Source organism: Phenylobacterium sp. (genome assembly GCF_022402485.1).
Taxonomy (GTDB): domain Bacteria; phylum Pseudomonadota; class Alphaproteobacteria; order Caulobacterales; family Caulobacteraceae; genus Phenylobacterium.
Genome location: NZ_JAKRSA010000016.1, coordinates 1 through 16,802, shown reverse-complemented (window position 1 = coordinate 16,802; position 16,802 = coordinate 1). Strand labels below are relative to the sequence as shown.

Genomic DNA, 16,802 nt, shown 5'->3' with positions numbered 1-16,802 from the left:
TCGGAGCCCGACATGTTCTGGTGCTTCACACAGGCGATGCCCTGGCGGATTTCCTGGCGCTGAACGCCGAGGACGTAACCCAGCATGCCCTGGGAACCGAAGTACTCCTTGGCCAGGTTGTCGGTGGACAGGGCCGCGGTGTGATAGGTCGGCAGGGTGATCAGGTGGTGGAAGATGCCAGCCCGCTTGGCGCCATCGGCCTGGAAGGTGCGGATCTTCTCATCAGCCTCGATGGCCAGCTCGGTGGTGTCGTAGTCGACGCTCATGAGCTTGTCGCGGTCATAGGCCGAGACGTCCTTACCGGCGGCCTTATAGGCGTCATAGACCTGCTGGCGGAAGTTCAGGGTCCAGTTGAACGACGGGCTGTTGTTATAGACCAGCTTGGCGTTCGGGATCACTTCGCGGACGCGGTCCATCATCGAAGCGATCTGCTCGACATGGGGCTTCTCGGTTTCGATCCAGAGGAGATCGGCGCCGTTCTGTAGCGAGGTGATGGAGTCCAGCACGCAACGGTCAGCGCCAGTACCCTCACGGAACTGGAACAGGTTGGACGGGAGGCGCTTGGGACGCAGCAGCTTGCCATTGCGGCTGATGATCACATCGCCGTTGCCAATCTGCGAGGCGTCAACCTCGTCGCAGTCCAGGAAGCTGTTGTACTGGTCGCCCAGGTCGCCCGGCTCATGGCTGACGGCGATCTGCTTGGTGAGGCCCGCACCCAGGGAGTCGGTGCGGGTGACGATGATGCCGTCCTCGACGCCCAGCTCCAGGAAGGCGTAGCGGCAGGCGCGGACCTTCTGGATGAAGTCCTCATGCGGAACCGTGACCTTGCCGTCCTGGTGGCCGCACTGCTTTTCGTCAGAGACCTGGTTTTCGATCTGCAGGGCGCAGGCACCGGCTTCGATCATCTTCTTGGCCAGCAGATAGGTCGCCTCGGCATTGCCGAAGCCCGCATCGATGTCGGCGATGATCGGAACCACATGGGTCTGATAGTTGTCGACGGCCTCAAGCAAGGCCTTTTCCTTGGCACTGTCGCCGGCGGCGCGGGCGGCGTCGATGTCGCGGAACATCATGCCCAGCTCTCGGGCATCAGCCTGGCGCAGGAAGGTGTAGAGCTCTTCGATCAGGGCCGGGACCGAGGTCTTCTCGTGCATCGACTGGTCGGGCAGCGGGCCGAAGTCCGAGCGCAGCGCAGCCACCATCCAGCCCGACAGATAGAGGTAGCGACGGTCGGTGTTGCCGAAGTGCTTCTTGATGGAGATCATCTTCTGCTGGCCGATGAAGCCATGCCAGCAGCCCAGCGACTGGGTGTACTTGGACGGATCGGCGTCATAGGCCGCCATGTCCTTGCGCATGATCGCTGCGGTGTAGCGGGCGATCTCCAGACCGTTCTGGAAACGGTTCTGCAGCCGCATGCGGGCCACGGACTCGGCGTTGATGCCGTCCCAGGTCCCGTTCTTGCTCTTGATGAGCTCGCTCATCTTTTTGGTATGATCTTGGTAGGCCATGACGCTTCTCCTCGAAATCCGCCGGGGATTTGAGGGGCTGCCTACAGGCGAGACCCCGCGCGGCGAAAGCCCCCGCGCGGTTGGGATGTCAAACTTTACAGAAATTGATTGTAATGTTGTAAGGTCCTCTACGAACCAAGGGCCAGGGCATGTCGAGCGAACGCCGTCTCTATGTGGGCGCCAATCTGCGGCGAATGCGCCGGGATCTGGGCCTGACTCAGGCCGATATGGCCGCCGATCTGGAGGTTTCAGCTTCCTACATCGCGCTCCTGGAACGCAATCACCGGCCCTTGAGCGCCGAGATGCTGCTGCGTCTGGCACAGACCTACCGGATCGATGTGGCGGCCCTGGCCGGGAATGCCGATTCCGACGATGCAGCCCGGCTTCAGGCTGTGCTCAAGGATCCGATGTTCGCCGACATCGACCTGCCGACCCTGGAGACCGCCGACGCCGCCACCAACTTCCCAGGCGTCACCGAGGCGCTGCTGAGGCTCTACACGGCCTATCGAGAAGAGCAGCTGGCCCTGGCCGATCGCAGCGCCGAGGCGCACGCCACCGGGGGCTCCCCGGCCATAGATGCCCCCGATCCGGTGGCGGAGTCCCGGCGGTTCCTCGCCGCCCGGCGCAACAACTTCCCCGGCCTGGATGACGCCGCTGAGCGTCTGGCCCAGGCCGCCGCCAGCCATGAGGGTCTGGCCGGGTACCTGAAGGCCCGCCACGGGCTGCGGGTCCGGCGGCTGCCCGCGAATGTGATGGTCGGGTCTGTGCGACGGCTGGACCAGCACCGCAAGGAGATCTTGCTCGACGACTCCCTCGACACGGCCAGTCAGACCTTCCAGCTCGCCCTGCAGCTGGCCTATCTGGAGATGCGCACTGAGGTCGCCGCCGTCCTGGCCGAGGGGAGTTTCGCCACCGAGAGCGGCGAGCGGCTGACGCGGCGGGCTTTGGCCAGCTATGCAGCCGCCGCCATTCTGATGCCCTATACCGCGTTTGCCCGGGCGGTGGAGGCCAGGCGCTACGATGTGGAGGCCCTGGCCCGGCAGTTCGCCGCCAGCTTCGAGCAGACGGCCCACCGGATGACCACCCTGCAAAAGCCCGGGCAGGAACGGGTGCCCTTCTTCTTCATCCGGGTCGATGAGGCAGGCAATGTGTCCAAGCGCCTGGATGGTGCCGGCTTTCCCTTTGCTCGCCACGGGGGTGGCTGCCCCCTCTGGTCTGTCCACCACGCCTTCCGCACCCCCCGGCAGATTGTCACCCAGTGGCTGGAGCTGCCCGACGGCCAGCGGTTCTTCTCCATTGCGCGCACAGTCAGCGCCGGTGGCGGAGCCTATGGTGCCCTGCGGGTGGAGCGAGCCATCGCGCTGGGCTGTGCCGCCGAGCATGCCGGGCGGCTGATCTACACCCAGGACCGTCCAGAGTTCGGAGCCAGTAACGCCACGCCGATCGGAGTCACCTGCCGGCTCTGCCACCGGACCGACTGCACCGCCCGTTCGGCCCCGCCCATCGGCCGCCAGATCCTGGTGGACGATATTCGCCGCACCAGCGCGCCGTTTGGATTCTCTGACAACTGACCCACAAAGGTGCAGCTTGCCCACGATGCCGCATCGACCGGAAAATTTTTCGCCACCCAGCCGGCACCGCCGCATGCTTCATCCTGTCTGACAGGCGCTGGTCGAGCGTGCACCGGCCCGCGCGTGCTGGACTTGCGCACAATTGGGGCTTCAAAGCCGCGCGCTTCCGTGCAGTAAAGCGGCCGAGCAAGGTCGCGTCGCCCCCCGGCGCGCACCAATGGACCGCCAAGTCGAGAGCCCGGTTAAGCCCATGGACATCAGCACCACCCTTTCGGTCGACGATCTTCTGCACGCCTTTGTCGAGGACGAACTGCTGCCGGGGACGGGCGTAGAACCGAAGGCGTTCTGGGCGGCGCTGGACAGCGTGCTGGCGGACTTCACGCCGCGCAACGCCGCACTGCTGCAGCATAGAGATGAGCTTCAAGTCCGTATCGACGCCTGGTGGCGCGAGCGCCGGGGCAAGGATGTCAGCGTCGCTGAGCAGACCGCCTTCCTGAGGGAGATCGGCTATCTGCAGCCCGCCCCGCCGGCGTTCACAATCGCCACCGCCAATGTGGATCCCGAGATCGCCCGCCTGGCTGGCCCGCAGCTCGTCGTGCCGGTGTCCAACGCCCGCTACGCGCTGAACGCCGCCAATGCCCGCTGGGGCAGCCTCTATGACGCCCTCTATGGCACCGACGCCCTGGAGCCGCCCACCGGCGGCAAGGGCTATGACCCCGAGCGCGGGGGCAAGGTCATCGCCTATGCCCGCCAGCTGCTGGACCAGGTGGCTCCGCTGTCGCGCGGCTCTCACGCTGATGCCACTAGCTACACCATCGCTGGCCAGGACCTGGTGGTGCGCCTGAAGGACGGGGCCGAGGCCCGCCTCGCCACGGTCGGCCAGCTGGCCGGCTGGCGGGGGTCGAAGGACGCGCCCGCCGGTGTGCTGCTGCGCCACAACGGCCTGCATCTTGAGATCCTCATCGATCGCTCAAGCAACATCGGCAAGGACGACGCCGCTGGAGTGGCCGATGTGCTGATGGAAGCTGCCCTGACCGCCATCCAGGACTGCGAGGACTCGGTTGCGGCCGTGGACGCCGAAGACAAGACCGGCGTCTATCGCAACTGGCTGGGCCTCATGCGGGGCGACTTGGAGGCGAGCTTCCCGAAGGGCGGCCGCACCGAGACCCGCCGGCTGGAAGCCGACCGGGTCTATACAGCCCCGGACGGGTCGGACCTGACCCTGCGCGGCCGTAGCCTGCTGCTGGTGCGCAATGTCGGGCACCACATGACCACCGATGCGGTGCGTTTCAACGGCCAGGACACCTATGAGACGGCCGTTGACGCTCTGGTCACTGTGGCTGCGGCCCTGCACGACCTGAAGGGCCAAAAGGCCAACAGCCCGGCCGGCTCCATCTATGTGGTGAAACCCAAGATGCACGGCCCAGACGAGGTAGCCCTGGCTGTCCGTCTGTTTGATCTGGTCGAGGACGCTCTGGGGATCCCCCGCAACACCGTCAAGATCGGCGTCATGGACGAGGAGCGTCGCACCAGCGCCAACCTCAAGGCCTGTATCCATGCCGCCCGGGACCGGATCGTCTTCATTAACACCGGCTTCCTCGACCGCACCGGCGACGAGATCCACACCGCCATGGAAGCTGGCCCTATGGTGCGCAAGGACGCCATGAAGGCCGAGCCCTGGCTGCCGGCCTATGAAAAGCGAAACGTGGAGATCGGCCTGGCCACCGGCTTCCCCGGCCGCGCCCAGATCGGCAAGGGCATGTGGGCGGCACCCGACATGATGAAGGACATGCTGGCCGCCAAGGTCGGCCACCCCAAGGCCGGTGCCAATACCGCCTGGGTCCCCTCGCCCACCGCCGCAGTGCTGCACGCCCTGCATTATCATCAGGTGGACGTGGCTTCGCTGCAGGCCGGGATGGACGCCACCGAGCCCACCGGGCTTGAGGATCTGCTGACCCTGCCCTTGGCCAAGTCCAACTGGAACGCCGCCGATGTGGCCCAGGAACTGGACAACAACGTCCAGGGTATTCTTGGTTATGTGGTCCGCTGGATCGACCAGGGGGTCGGCTGTTCCAAGGTGCCGGACATCCACGACGTGGGACTGATGGAGGACCGGGCCACCCTGCGCATCTCCAGCCAGCATATCGCCAACTGGCTGCATCATGGGGTCTGCACCGAGGCTCAGGTGCGCGAAACCTTCGCGCGCATGGCCAAGGTGGTGGACGGACAGAATGCCGATGACCCCGTCTACCAGCCCATGAGCGCCAATCTTGACGCCAGCATCGCCTACCAGGCCGCCCTGGAACTGGTGTTTGAAGGCCGCGCCCAGCCCAATGGCTACACCGAACATGTGCTGACCCGACGGCGGCGACAGCGGAAGGCGCAGACCGCAGGCTGAGCAGTCAGGCCAAGCGGCGCTGTAACCCAGTCCTCTCCTGATCCGAAGGCCATCAGATAGCCGCTCGATCAGGAGAACCACTGCGTGACCGTCATGGGACTGGACAATGCCCGCGCCTATTACGGCGAGGTGCTGACGAACTCGGCTGACTTGCGGACCGATGCCTGCCTCACCTCCGAGGCACCTCCGCTGGCCATTCGCCAAGCACTATCGCAGGTTCATGAGGAGGTTCGCGCTCGATACTATGGCTGCGGACTGGTGGCCCCCCAGGCCCTTGAGGGTGCCCGCATCCTCGATCTTGGCTGTGGCTCAGGCCAGGATGTCTATGTGTTGGCGCAACTGACGGGCCCGCAGGGCCATGTGGTCGGGGTCGATGCTACGCCCCAGCAACTTGAGGTCGCCCAGCGACACGCGGCTTGGCACCAGGAGCGGTTCGGCTACCCCGCCTCCAATGTCACGTTCCTTGAAGGGGACATTGCACAGCTTGAGGCGTTGGATCTGCAACCCGGCAGCTTCGACGTCATCGTCTCCAACTGCGTCATCAATCTGGTCGAAGACAAGGCCGCTGTCTTTGCAGCGGCCTGGCGGCTGCTCAAGCCTGGGGGCGAGCTCTATTTTTCTGACGTTTACGCCGACAGACGTGTTCCCGAGGCCCTACGCCGAGATCCTGTTCTGCATGGGGAGTGCTTGGCAGGGGCACTTTACTGGGGGGACTTCCTCAGCCTCGCCAAGGCCGCCGGGTTCGGTGATCCGCGCCTCGTGTCAGACCGGCCCCTGGGGCTAAGTGACTTGCGCGTGCAGGAGATGGTCGCCCCCATCGCGTTCTTCTCGGCTACCTACCGTCTGTTCAAGCTCGAGGCCTTGGAACCCGCCTGCGAGGACTATGGTCAAGCGGTCCGCTACCTCGGCACGGTCCCCGGCTCACCTGAGGTCTTCACCCTCGACAAGCATCACACCATTGAGACCGGCAAGGTGTTCCCGGTCTGTGGCAACACCTGGCGTATGCTGGCTGAGACACGGCTAGCCGACCACTTCGACTTCATCGGCGACCAGACGCGACACTATGGCGTGTTCAAGGGCTGCGGCCTTGAACTGCCTTTCAGTCCCCCAGGAGAGGCGGGTGGGACTGGGGGATGCTGTTAGTGATTGATGTGACCAGACGAAGTCTTTCGCCTCGATCCTAAGGCTCGATGTGGCGGGGGCTTGCAAGACAAGCCTTAGCCCGTGAGTTGATCATGGGTTCTGTTGCGATGTTCCACCGCCCCAGGCCCCGCGACAGCTTGCCACAGTCCTATTAGGCCAAACTTAAGGACGAGATGACACCGTCTACCCCGCTGAACGGAGCTCTGCATGTCCCCAGAAGACATCAACGAGATCACGACCGTCCTGCGCGAACGGCATCGCACCACACGGGCGCGCATCGTCGCGGCGACGGTCCTGGCGGCCCTGTTCGGCGCGTTTGTCGGCTGGCTGCTCATGGCAGCCTGGTGGGTGACGTTTGTCGCTCTGCAAGTGTTTGAAAAGAGCGCCTTCCCGCTGACGCGGCCCCTGACGCCAAGGTCAGCCCGAGGCCTTATGTGGCTCACGGCCCTGAACGCCGTCGTATTTGCCTCTATCGCCTTGGCCGGACCTTTGATGGATGGCCCCTGGGGTGCCACAGGCGGTGCCTGGATGCTCGCGGGTGCCACCTGCTATGTGGTCCTCACGAACATTGGCTCGCGGCACATGTTCAGGGCGGCCCTTGCGCCCTTTGGCCTGATGATGATCCTGCTGCTGGTCGAGTCCCGATGGGTGGGGGCACCATGGAGCAGCATTTTCATCATGGGTGCCGCCGGGATTATGGTGCTCGGGGTCGCCACCGCCCTATGGCGAACCGCGGCCGCCGCACGCCAGCGCGAAATCGAAGCCCGCGCAGAAAGCGAACGCCGGCGGCTCGAGGCTGAGAGCGCCGTGGCGGCCAAGTCCGCCTTTATCGCCGTCGTCAGTCACGAACTACGTACCCCCATCAGCGCCATTCTTGCGGCAGCCGAGGATATGCGTCGAAACACCCAGGGCAGCGACGCGGCCAAGGCGGCCATGATCTCTGAGGCCGGGGGCATGATGCGGACCCTCCTCAACGATCTACTGGACCAGGCCAAACTCGACGCGGGTCGAATGAGCGTCGAGAGCCTGCCCTTCGACCTCCGGCGCTTGCTAGCCCAACAGCTTCTATTCTGGCGCGCTGAAGCCCGACGCAAGGGGCTCCGTCTCAGGCTGGCTGGCGCCCAGGTCTGTCCGCAATGGGTCCAAGGTGACCCCACTCGCCTGCGGCAGATCCTGAACAATCTTCTGTCCAACGCGATCAAGTTCACCGAGCAGGGCAGCATTACCCTGACGATCGGGGCGATCGCCGGCCAGCCGTTGACCCTGTCAGTACGGGACACCGGACCAGGGCTTGACTCTGCAGCCTTGGAATCGCTGTTCACCCCCTTCCAGCAGACCCGCGTCGACGTCGCTCGGACTCACGGGGGCACGGGACTTGGGTTGGCGATCAGCCGAGATCTGGCCCGTCTGATGGGCGGCGATCTCGTGGCATCCTCTGAACCGGGACGGGGTGCCTGCTTCACCCTGACTGTGAGCCTGCCGGCCGCAACAGCGCCTGAACCCGACCTGGACCTTACGGCGGGAAGCGAGTTGCCTCCGTTACATGTTCTTGTGGTCGACGACCATGACATGAACCGCCGGGCCGTCAGTATCATGTTGCAGGACCTCGATGTTCGCCTCTCCGAGGCGTCATCTGGATTCCAAGCCCTCGGCATGCTGGAGGCCCAGCCGTTTGATCTGATCCTGATGGACTGTCACATGCCGGGCATGGATGGCTTCACAGTCACCCGTGAGCTTCGCCGCCGTTCGGGGCCCAACCAGCGCACCCCAGTCATTGCGGTTACCGGAGCGGGCGAGGCGTCGCAGATCGCCGCCTGCCTGGACGCGGGCATGAACGATCATGTTCTTAAGCCGCTCGACGCCGGCCAGCTGATTTCAGCCATGGAACGGGCACTGGACACAGCCCCCTCAGGCACCGACCTGGAAATCGCCGCCGCCTGAGTGAGCCTTATGCGCCGCGCCCAATGCGCGGCCTAGGGTTGGAAGTCTCTGACGAACCGCTCCAACAGACGCACGCTGTAGCCCACCGAGCCCGCCGGTCCGGTGTCGGTGGCCGCGCCATAGGCGACGCCGGCGATATCCAGGTGGGCCCACGGGGTCTCCGGATCAACAAACTCGCCGATGAAGTGCGCACCGGTTCCCGCACCTGCCCCCTCACCGCCAGTGTTCTTGATGTCGGCGATGGTGGAGCTGATGTCGGTAGCGTAGTTGGGATGCAAGGGCAGACGCCACAGGGGCTCACCCACCTGCTTTCCCGCGGCGATCAACTGGTCGGCCAGGGCGTCATGGCGGCTGAACAGGCCTGCATACTCATCCCCAAGAGCGGCGCGCACGGCCCCGGTCAGGGTGGCGACATCCACCACAGCGGCGGGCTTGAGATTGGCGTCCACCCAGGCCAGGGCGTCGGCCAGCACCAGTCGGCCCTCGGCGTCCGTCGAGATGATCTCGATGGTATTGCCGTTCATGGCGGTCAGGACATCGGCAGGGCGAATGGCGCGGCCATCGGGCATATTCTCGGCCAGGGCGGCGATCGCCACGACATTGACCGGGGCACGGGACTTGGCCAGGGCCATGAGCGCCCCGGTGACACTGGCCGCCCCGGACATGTCCATCTTCATGTTGCCCATATTGTTGCTGGGCTTGATCGAAATGCCGCCGGTATCGAAGGTGATGCCCTTGCCAGCCAGAACCACCGGCGCGTCCGGCGCACCGGCCCCGCGATAGCGCAGGATCAGCATGCGGGGCGGACGTTCTGAGCCTTTCCCGACCCCCAAGAGCGCCCCCATGCCCAGGCGCTCCATGGCCGGGACATCCAGCACTTCGATACTGACCCCTGGGGTTCCAGAAATCTCGGCCACCGCCCGGGCGACGAAGGTCTCAGGATAGATGACATTGGCCGGTTCGTTGGACACATCCCTGGCCCAGGCCATGGCCGCCACCAGGGCCGTCCCTCGGGGCCGGTACAGAGCCTCTGCCGCAGGCGCGGCCTCAAAGACCACGGTGATCGGGCCAGTGGCCGCCCGCTCGCGGGCCTTGGCCTGGTAGAAGTCCGAGCGATACTCCCCAAGACCAAGGCCAATGGCGAACTCCGACGCCGCTTCGGCTGATAGACCGCCCGCCAGCACCGTCAGCCCTCCAGTTTCATCGCGCAGGGCGCGACCGGCGACCGCGCCAGCCGCCTGCCAGGCCCGCGCCTCGGGCTTATCCCCCAATCCCACCACATGTATCGCATCCCAAGCCCCCACCCCGCGCAGGGTCAGGGTCTTGCCTTCGCCATAGGTGAACTTCGCCGAGGTCAGGGCGCGGGTAAGTGCCTCACCCTCCGCGGCGGCCAAGCTGGCAGCCCGAGTGGCCAGGTCCCCCTCGGCCGCCAGCGGCAGAACCAGCACACCGCCAGCGGCGGGCGGCTGAGTGACAAAGGTCACAGGTCGCTGGGTCGACGGAACGGCGGCGGCAGCGGCTCGCGCAGGCGTCTGGGCGCTTCGTCCCTGGGCCTCGGCGGCCACGGGCAGGCTGAGCGCCAGGGCCAGGGCGCCGGGGGCTGCGAAGGCGAACAGGCGACGGGAGGTCATGCAAGGCTCCGAAGATTGCGGGACGCGAGGGCGCGTTCCGTAAATGTGGACATCGATGTGGGCGGCCGAACCGCGCTCCAGATCTAAATCTAGAGGACGCAGGTCAGCCCTGCGCAACACGAAAGCTTGACCGGCAGCCAAAGGCCTTTCCGCCCCGCCCACAGGCCCTGACAGCGATCATCAGGGCGCAGGCGCCCCGCCACACCTTGTCCTGCCCCTACGGTTTCAGACCTGCGCTAATGAGAGGCGAGGATAGGGATCGGGCTGTCTGCGAGCATGGCCCGGCTGACCCCGCCCAGCAGCAGTTCCTGCAGCCGAGGACGGCCGTAGAGCCCCATCACCAAGAGGTCGACGCCCAGCTCGGCCACCTGCCGCTCAATTACCTCGACGGCCGATTCGTCCTGGCTGGGATCGATGATCAACTGGGCCCTGACCCCATGTTTGGCCAGCAGGCTCTGCAACAGCCCATCTGGCCCGTCCTCACCGTCCGGGGAGACCGTCAGGATGTGGACCTCCTCGGCCTGTTCCAGGACCGGCCAGGCGTCCTGCAGCGCGCGGGCGGCTTCGCGGCCCCCATTCCAGGCCACCAGCACCCGGCGACCAACGGGCGGGGCGTAGTCGTCATCGGGCGTGATCAGCACCGGCCCGCCGCTAGCCAGCGTCACCTGGGCAGCATTCAGGCCATGCTCGCTGAGACAGGCCTTGGCCTGGCGCGGGACAATGGTCAGGTCGCTGCGCCGGGTGAGCGCCAGAAAGGCCTGGGGGGCGTCGCCGCTGACCATCCGCCAGTCGTGTTCGACGCCCGCTTCAACACAGACGGCCTCGAACCCCCCTTGAGCCTCGGCGGCAATCTTGGCCACCGCCTCGTCATGACCGGTCAGGACCCGCTGGACCACATCAGCCGGCAGGGCCGTGAGGCTCTCGGCGGCCATGTACTGGCGGAGATATTCGCTGGTGAGGAACGCCCCGGTGAGATGGGCGCCCTGTCGCCGGGCCAGATCGGCTGCCACCCTGACCCGAGGGCCAGAGGCTCGCGTCTCATCTACAAGCGCAACGATCTGTCGAAAAGACATCAAAACTCTCCCTTAAATTGTATATTAGCCTGCTCAAACTCTTGGGTTCAGCGCTAGGCCAATTGCGAAGGGGCCGATGCAGGGTCGTTCAGGGCCGCGGTCAATCGGGCCAGCAGCGCCTCACGAGCCTCATCGTCCGGCGCTTCGGTCAAGGCGGCCCCCAATGCCATGTTCAGCGCCGCCCGCGCGTTGTGCCAGTCGGCCTTGACGGCCTGACCGGGGGCCAGGCGGGGCGGACGGGCGGGGGTAGACGCCAATCGTCCATCCACCGCGGGACCCGTGATCTCATAACTGGCGTCCAGATCGGGAACATGGATGCTCGTCCCCAAGAAGCCCGCCGCGGTCAGGCGATCCCTTAATCCCGCCAAAGCCTGGGACTCGCCATGACAGAGGAAGACCCCGCCCGCCACAGGCGTGCGCGCCTTTGCCCACGCCACAAGGCCGCCGGCGTCTGCGTGCCCGGAATAGATATCAAGGGCTCGAATCCTGGCGCGCACCAGCACCTCGTCACCCTGGATGCTGACCCGGCTTGCGCCGTCTTCGAGCAGCCGCCCGAGGGTGCCTGCAGCCTGATAGCCCGACAACAGCACCGACGCTTCCCGACGCCATAGGAGCCGTTTGAGATGCTTTCGGACCCGGCCAGCATCGCACATTCCACTGCCCGCCAGGATGATGTGCCAACCGCGCAGGCGATCAATGCCATCGCTCTCAGCCGGCTTATGCAGGAAATTCAACCGCCCCCCCGCCCGCAGGCGATCAAAGGGATTTAGCCCAGTGGTCCGATTGTAGCCTCGCTGCTGGAAGACCTCTGTCGCCTCGATGGCCAAGGGGGAGTCGAGGAAAATGTCGGCTTCGGGGACCTCGCCCGCCTCCATCAGGGACACCAGATCAGCAATGATTTCCTGGGCCCGCTCCACCGCGAAGGTCGGGATCAGGACGGGCCCTCCGGCGGCATGTGCGTCCCGCAGTTCCCTGGCCAGCGCAGCGCGGCGTTCGGAGGGTGCCAGATTTAGCCGATCGCGGTCGCCATAGGTTGATTCCAGGATGAGGTGATCGACGCCAGCAGGGCCCTCAGGGTCAGCGACGTAGTCACGGCCGCCCTGGCCGATATCGCCGGAGAAGAGGAGCGAGGTTGGCCCGCCCTCCGTCTCAACCCGAAGCTCAATGGAGGCTGCGCCCAGGATGTGGCCGGCCTCCCAGTAGATGGCCTGGACGCCCGGAACGACCTCAACCGGAACCCCGAGTTTCACCTTGGAGAACTGGCGGATGGCCCGCTCGCCATCCCGGGCTGTGTAGATCGGCTCCACCTGGGGCAGGCCCCGGCGGAGATTTCTGCGGTTCAAATGGCGGACCTCAGTCTCCTGGATGCCGCCTGCGTCGGGAAGCATCACCCCGCAGAGATCGCGGGTGGCGGCCGTGGCGTAAATCGGACCGGCAAATCCAGCCTTGATCAGCTTGGGCAGCAGACCGGCATGGTCCAGATGGGCATGGGTCAGAAGGACCGCATCGACCTTGGCCGGATCAAAGGGGAAGTCGCCATAGTTGAGGGCCTTCAGGGTCTTAGGCCCCTGGAACATCCCGCAGTCCACGAGCAGCCTGGCCCCTGGCGTCTCGATCTCCACACAGGAGCCCGTGACGCATCCGGCGGCACCGTGGAAGGTCAGGGTGAGGGACATGGGGACACCTTCGACAGTCGAACCAACAGGCTGCAACCATCGGACGGCAGCTCGGCTTGGCCTGTGATCCAGATCAAGATGCCCAGCAGGGGCAAGCGCGTGGTCCCAAGCTGAACCGATCTGGTCTAGGACGAGGGGTCACCAGTCAGGGAGCCGTCCGTGAGCCGCAAGCCCATCGAGATCTTCATCGACGCCGACGCCTGCCCGGTGAAGGACGAGGTCTATAAGGTCGCCCAGCGCTATGGCCTGAAGACCTATGTGGTCTCCAACGCCTTCATGATGGTTCCTACCTCCGCCATGGTGGAGCGGGTGATCGTCGACGCAGGCCCCGACGTGGCCGATGACTGGATCGCTGAGCAGGTCGCCCCCGGCGACGTGGCCATCACCAACGATATCCCCCTGGCCGAGCGGGTGCTGCAGGCCAAGGCCCACGCCATCGCCCCCAATGGCAGGCCGTTCACCGAAGACTCTATCGGCTCGGCCATCGCCCAGCGCGCTCTGATGGAGCAACTGCGCTCCACCGGCGATATCTTCGGCGGGCCCAAGCCCTTCGACCGCAATGATCGCTCCCGCTTCCTCCAGGCCCTGGATGAGGTGATCCAGAAGGAGCGACGGCGACGGGGGTAGGCGAGCGGCCAGGCGACCTGGCGTTCAGGGCGCGGGGTTCAGCACCGATTTCAGAAACTGAACCTCGGTCGCACGCACAGCCTCCTGGTTGGACTTCTTGTGGACGCCGTGGCCCTCGTCCCTGGCCAGTATGTACCAGACCGCCGTCCCCTGAGCGCGGAGGCGGGCGACCATCTGCTCGGACTCCGAAGCCGGCACCCGGGGATCATTGGCACCCTGATAGATCATCATCGGCGCCTTCATCCGCTCGCTCATATTGATCGGGGAGATCTTTTCGAACACCGCCCGCATGGCCGGATCGCGCTCATCACCATATTCGGCCCGGCGCAGGTCACGGCGATAGCCCTCGGTGTTCTCCAGGAAGGTGATGAAGTTCGAGATGCCATAGAGATCGATCACCCCGACCAGCCGGTCATTGTAATGGGCGGCGACGGCCAGGGCCATGTAGCCACCATAGGACTGGCCGACCACCGCCACCCGGCTGGCATCCAGATCGGGTTGGGTCGCCACCCAGTCCAGCAGAGCGCCGATGTCCTTGACCGAGTCCTCGCGCTTCTCGGCATTGTCCAGCGACAGATAGGTTTTTCCATAGCCGGTGGAACCGCGGACATTGGGAATGATCACTGCGGCGCCCAGCTCGTTGACCCAGGATTGCCGACGGGGGCTAAAGCTGGGCTGTTCCTGCCCTTCGGGGCCGCCGTGAATCTGGATCACCACCGGCCGCTTTCCGCCCGTCCCCTGGGGTCGGTAGATGAAGGCCGGGATCGAGCGGTCATCAAAAGACGGGTACCGAAACAGGGTCGGCTCCACGAGGCGCGCCGGGTCAAGGCCGCCCAGTTCGCTCTGCGTCCATCGGGTCAGTTGACCGGTGGCTAAGGTGTAGTCCCAGACATCTCCAGAGGTGGTCGATGTGGACAGGCTGAGGCCCAGGCTGGTGCCGTCCTTGGAGAATTTGAGGGCGGTCAGCACACCCTTGGGCAGGTCTGGTCCCGCCAGGAGCTGACCGCTGGCCAGGTCCCGCAGGAGGACTTTTGAATAGCCCTCCTCATTGACCACATAGGCGATGGTCCTGCCGTCTGGCGAGAGATCGAAGGCCTCAGCCCCCCACTGGGCATCGGGTGCCAGGTCGCGCATGGCACCGGTGGCGAGGTCGAAGACCACGGGACGGGCGACCTCAGAGCCGTCATCGGACAGGGTCACCACCGAGGTGCCCCCATTGGCGAAGGCCGCGCCCTCATAGAAGACCCGGCGATCGGTTGGCCCCACCGGCGTCAACCGCCCCGAGGCCACGTCCAGGACGAACAGCTCGACGAAGGCAATGGAGTTGTAGCGGGTGATCAGCACCTGACGACCGTCCGGAGAGATGGCCGTGGGCGACATGGCACCCTGCCCCTCCAGCACGACCCTGCGGGTCTCGGGCGAGGCCGTCGAGGCCAGCATGATGTCGTAGTTGGGATCGCCGGGGGTCACCTGGCTCCAGACCACCGTGGCCCCGTCCTTGGAAAACACGAAGTCGCTGTTGCGGGTGCCCGGCTGGGTTAGCCGGACCTCGGCCCCGTTCAGATCACGCAGGAAGCCCTGATAATATTCCGAGCCGCCCTCATCGCGGCGATAGACGAACCGCGCCGTTCCTGGCTGCACCTTGGCGGCGGTGATCGGCTCCTTGAAAAAGGTCAGCTGGGTGCGCGCCGCCCCTGGGGCGGTCAACCGATGGATCTGGGTGGTCTCGCCAAACCGGGTCGAGATCAGCATGGACCGGTCGGCCAGCCAGTCCTCAAGCTCCGCCGCGCGGACCTCGTAATAGGGCGAGATGGCCGCTTGCAGCCCCTGGGGCGCAGCAGGAACGCCCTCAAAGACCAGCTGTCCGATCTCCCGGCGCTCCACCTCGGCGAGGGCCCCACCAGCCAAGGCCAGGGCAAGGCCTGCCCCTAGAAACACATTACGCAGCATGTTGGCGGGTTCCTGCACCGATGATGGTTAGAGCCTCTCGGCTCCACGCGCCCACGTCAATGCCAGGGGCGCGGATGACTAGCGTTGACGGTGCAACGCGCTCCAGAGCATGGCCAGCCCCATGAGGATCAGAACCTGACCCAGGGCGGCGACGAGGGGTGTTCCCGCCAAGCCCAACTGGAACAGAGCTCGCTCCAGGAAGGGAGTGCGCCCGTAAGTCACCGCCAGCATGGCGCTGACCAGACCAAACCCCAGTAGGGCCGAGGCCATCCCCCACACCGCCCGCCGAAGGAGCGGGCGCTGTGGGGTGCGGGCGTCGGACGGGTCGCGGTTCATAGAAGGCTCCAGATCCAGTCCCAGACTGGCTGACCCGGACACCGCCGCCTTGATCGGGGTCAAGAGGGACCCGTTCAGACCCATGAGAACCGAAGTCCCCGCAGCGCCTCGACCGCTTCAGGCCTTTGGCGTGGGGACGTAGACCTCACCCCCGGTCGCGCGGAACTTCTCACTCATCTCCGCCATGCCCTTGCTCGCAATGTCGTTCTGCCCCCGGGCTGCCTCGCGGATGTCCTGGCTGATCTTCATCGAGCAGAACTTCGGGCCGCACATGGAACAGAAGTGCGCGGTCTTGTGCGCCTCCTTGGGCATGGTCTCATCGTGATAGAGACGGGCGGTCTCCGGATCGAGGCCCAGATTGAACTGATCCTCCCAGCGGAACTCGAACCTGGCCCGCGACAGGGCGTCGTCCCAGGCCCGGGCCGCCGGATGCCCCTTGGCCAGATCGGCGGCGTGGGCGGCGATCTTGTAGGTGATCACCCCGTCCTTCACGTCCTTGCGGTCGGGAAGGCCCAGGTGCTCCTTGGGCGTGACGTAGCAAAGCATGGCGGTGCCGAACCAGCCGATCATGGCCGCGCCGATGGCGCTGGTGATGTGGTCATAGCCCGGCGCCACGTCGGTGGTCAGCGGGCCGAGGGTGTAGAACGGCGCCTCCCCGCAGACGGCCAGCTGCTTGTCCATATTGGCCTTGATCTTGTGCATGGGCACATGGCCTGGCCCTTCGATCATGGTCTGGACACCGTACTTCCAGGCCACCTGCGTCAGCTCACCCAGGGTCTCCAGCTCGGCGAACTGGGCGGCGTCATTGGCGTCGGCGATGGAGCCTGGCCGCAGGCCATCCCCCAGGCTGAAGCTGATGTCATAGGCCCGCATGATCTCGCAGATGTCTTCGAAGTGCTCGTAGAGGAAGCTCTCGCGGTGGTGGGCCAGGCACCACTTGGCCATGATCGA

Annotated in this window: 12 protein-coding genes; 5 read left to right on the top strand and 7 right to left on the bottom strand. The window is 65.4% G+C overall.

The annotated features are described in order from the left end of the window. Positions 1–1,505: isocitrate lyase (locus MH112_RS05970; protein ID WP_296565205.1), on the bottom strand; the 1,505-nt coding region annotated here is incomplete at its 3' end. 149 nt (positions 1,506–1,654) lie between these two features. On the opposite strand from MH112_RS05970, the gene MH112_RS05965 reads away from it, so the two are divergent. From MH112_RS05965 to MH112_RS05950, 4 genes are all read left to right on the top strand, one after another. Further along, complete coding sequence (locus MH112_RS05965) at positions 1,655–3,076, top strand: helix-turn-helix transcriptional regulator (RefSeq protein ID WP_296565201.1); 1,422 nt, start codon at positions 1,655–1,657, stop codon at positions 3,074–3,076. Between the two features lie 250 nt (positions 3,077–3,326). Further along, complete coding sequence (locus MH112_RS05960) at positions 3,327–5,474, top strand: malate synthase G (protein WP_365786371.1); 2,148 nt, start codon at positions 3,327–3,329, stop codon at positions 5,472–5,474. A 93-nt stretch (positions 5,475–5,567) separates the two neighbouring features. Beyond that, positions 5,568–6,617 (top strand): methyltransferase domain-containing protein, encoded by a 1,050-nt coding sequence (locus tag MH112_RS05955; protein WP_296565206.1) that lies wholly within the window; start codon positions 5,568–5,570, stop codon positions 6,615–6,617. A 207-nt stretch (positions 6,618–6,824) separates the two neighbouring features. Next, positions 6,825–8,558 (top strand): response regulator, encoded by a 1,734-nt coding sequence (locus MH112_RS05950; RefSeq protein WP_296565195.1) that lies wholly within the window; start codon positions 6,825–6,827, stop codon positions 8,556–8,558. 32 nt (positions 8,559–8,590) lie between these two features. On the opposite strand, the gene MH112_RS05945 is transcribed toward MH112_RS05950, so the two are convergent. The 3 genes from MH112_RS05945 to MH112_RS05935 form a co-directional block, all read right to left on the bottom strand. Further along, positions 8,591–10,189 carry a leucyl aminopeptidase gene (locus MH112_RS05945; RefSeq protein ID WP_296565192.1) on the bottom strand — a complete coding sequence of 533 codons (1,599 nt, stop codon included), beginning with the start codon at positions 10,187–10,189 and terminating at the stop codon, positions 8,591–8,593. Between the two features lie 236 nt (positions 10,190–10,425). After that, a complete protein-coding gene (locus MH112_RS05940) occupies positions 10,426–11,262 on the bottom strand; it encodes a universal stress protein (protein ID WP_296565189.1) in 837 nt (278 codons plus the stop codon). A gap of 53 nt (positions 11,263–11,315) precedes the next feature. After that, entirely contained in the window at positions 11,316–12,938 is a 1,623-nt protein-coding gene (locus tag MH112_RS05935; RefSeq protein WP_296565186.1) for an MBL fold metallo-hydrolase, read from the bottom strand. Between the two features lie 159 nt (positions 12,939–13,097). On the opposite strand from MH112_RS05935, the gene MH112_RS05930 reads away from it, so the two are divergent. Continuing rightward, positions 13,098–13,565: a YaiI/YqxD family protein gene (locus MH112_RS05930; RefSeq protein WP_296565183.1), complete on the top strand. Its 468-nt coding sequence runs from the start codon at positions 13,098–13,100 to the stop codon at positions 13,563–13,565. 24 nt (positions 13,566–13,589) lie between these two features. On the opposite strand, the gene MH112_RS05925 is transcribed toward MH112_RS05930, so the two are convergent. The 3 genes from MH112_RS05925 to MH112_RS05915 all read right to left on the bottom strand — a co-directional run. Continuing rightward, the gene (locus tag MH112_RS05925; RefSeq protein ID WP_296565181.1) at positions 13,590–15,515 is read right to left on the bottom strand and encodes an alpha/beta fold hydrolase; all 1,926 of its coding nucleotides are present in this window, start codon (positions 15,513–15,515) and stop codon (positions 13,590–13,592) included. A gap of 78 nt (positions 15,516–15,593) precedes the next feature. Next, positions 15,594–15,851: a hypothetical protein gene (locus MH112_RS05920; RefSeq protein WP_296565179.1), complete on the bottom strand. Its 258-nt coding sequence runs from the start codon at positions 15,849–15,851 to the stop codon at positions 15,594–15,596. Positions 15,852–15,968: 117 nt separating this feature from the next. After that, the coding region (locus MH112_RS05915) for a phosphomethylpyrimidine synthase ThiC (protein WP_296565177.1) at positions 15,969–16,802 on the bottom strand (834 nt) is incomplete at its 5' end.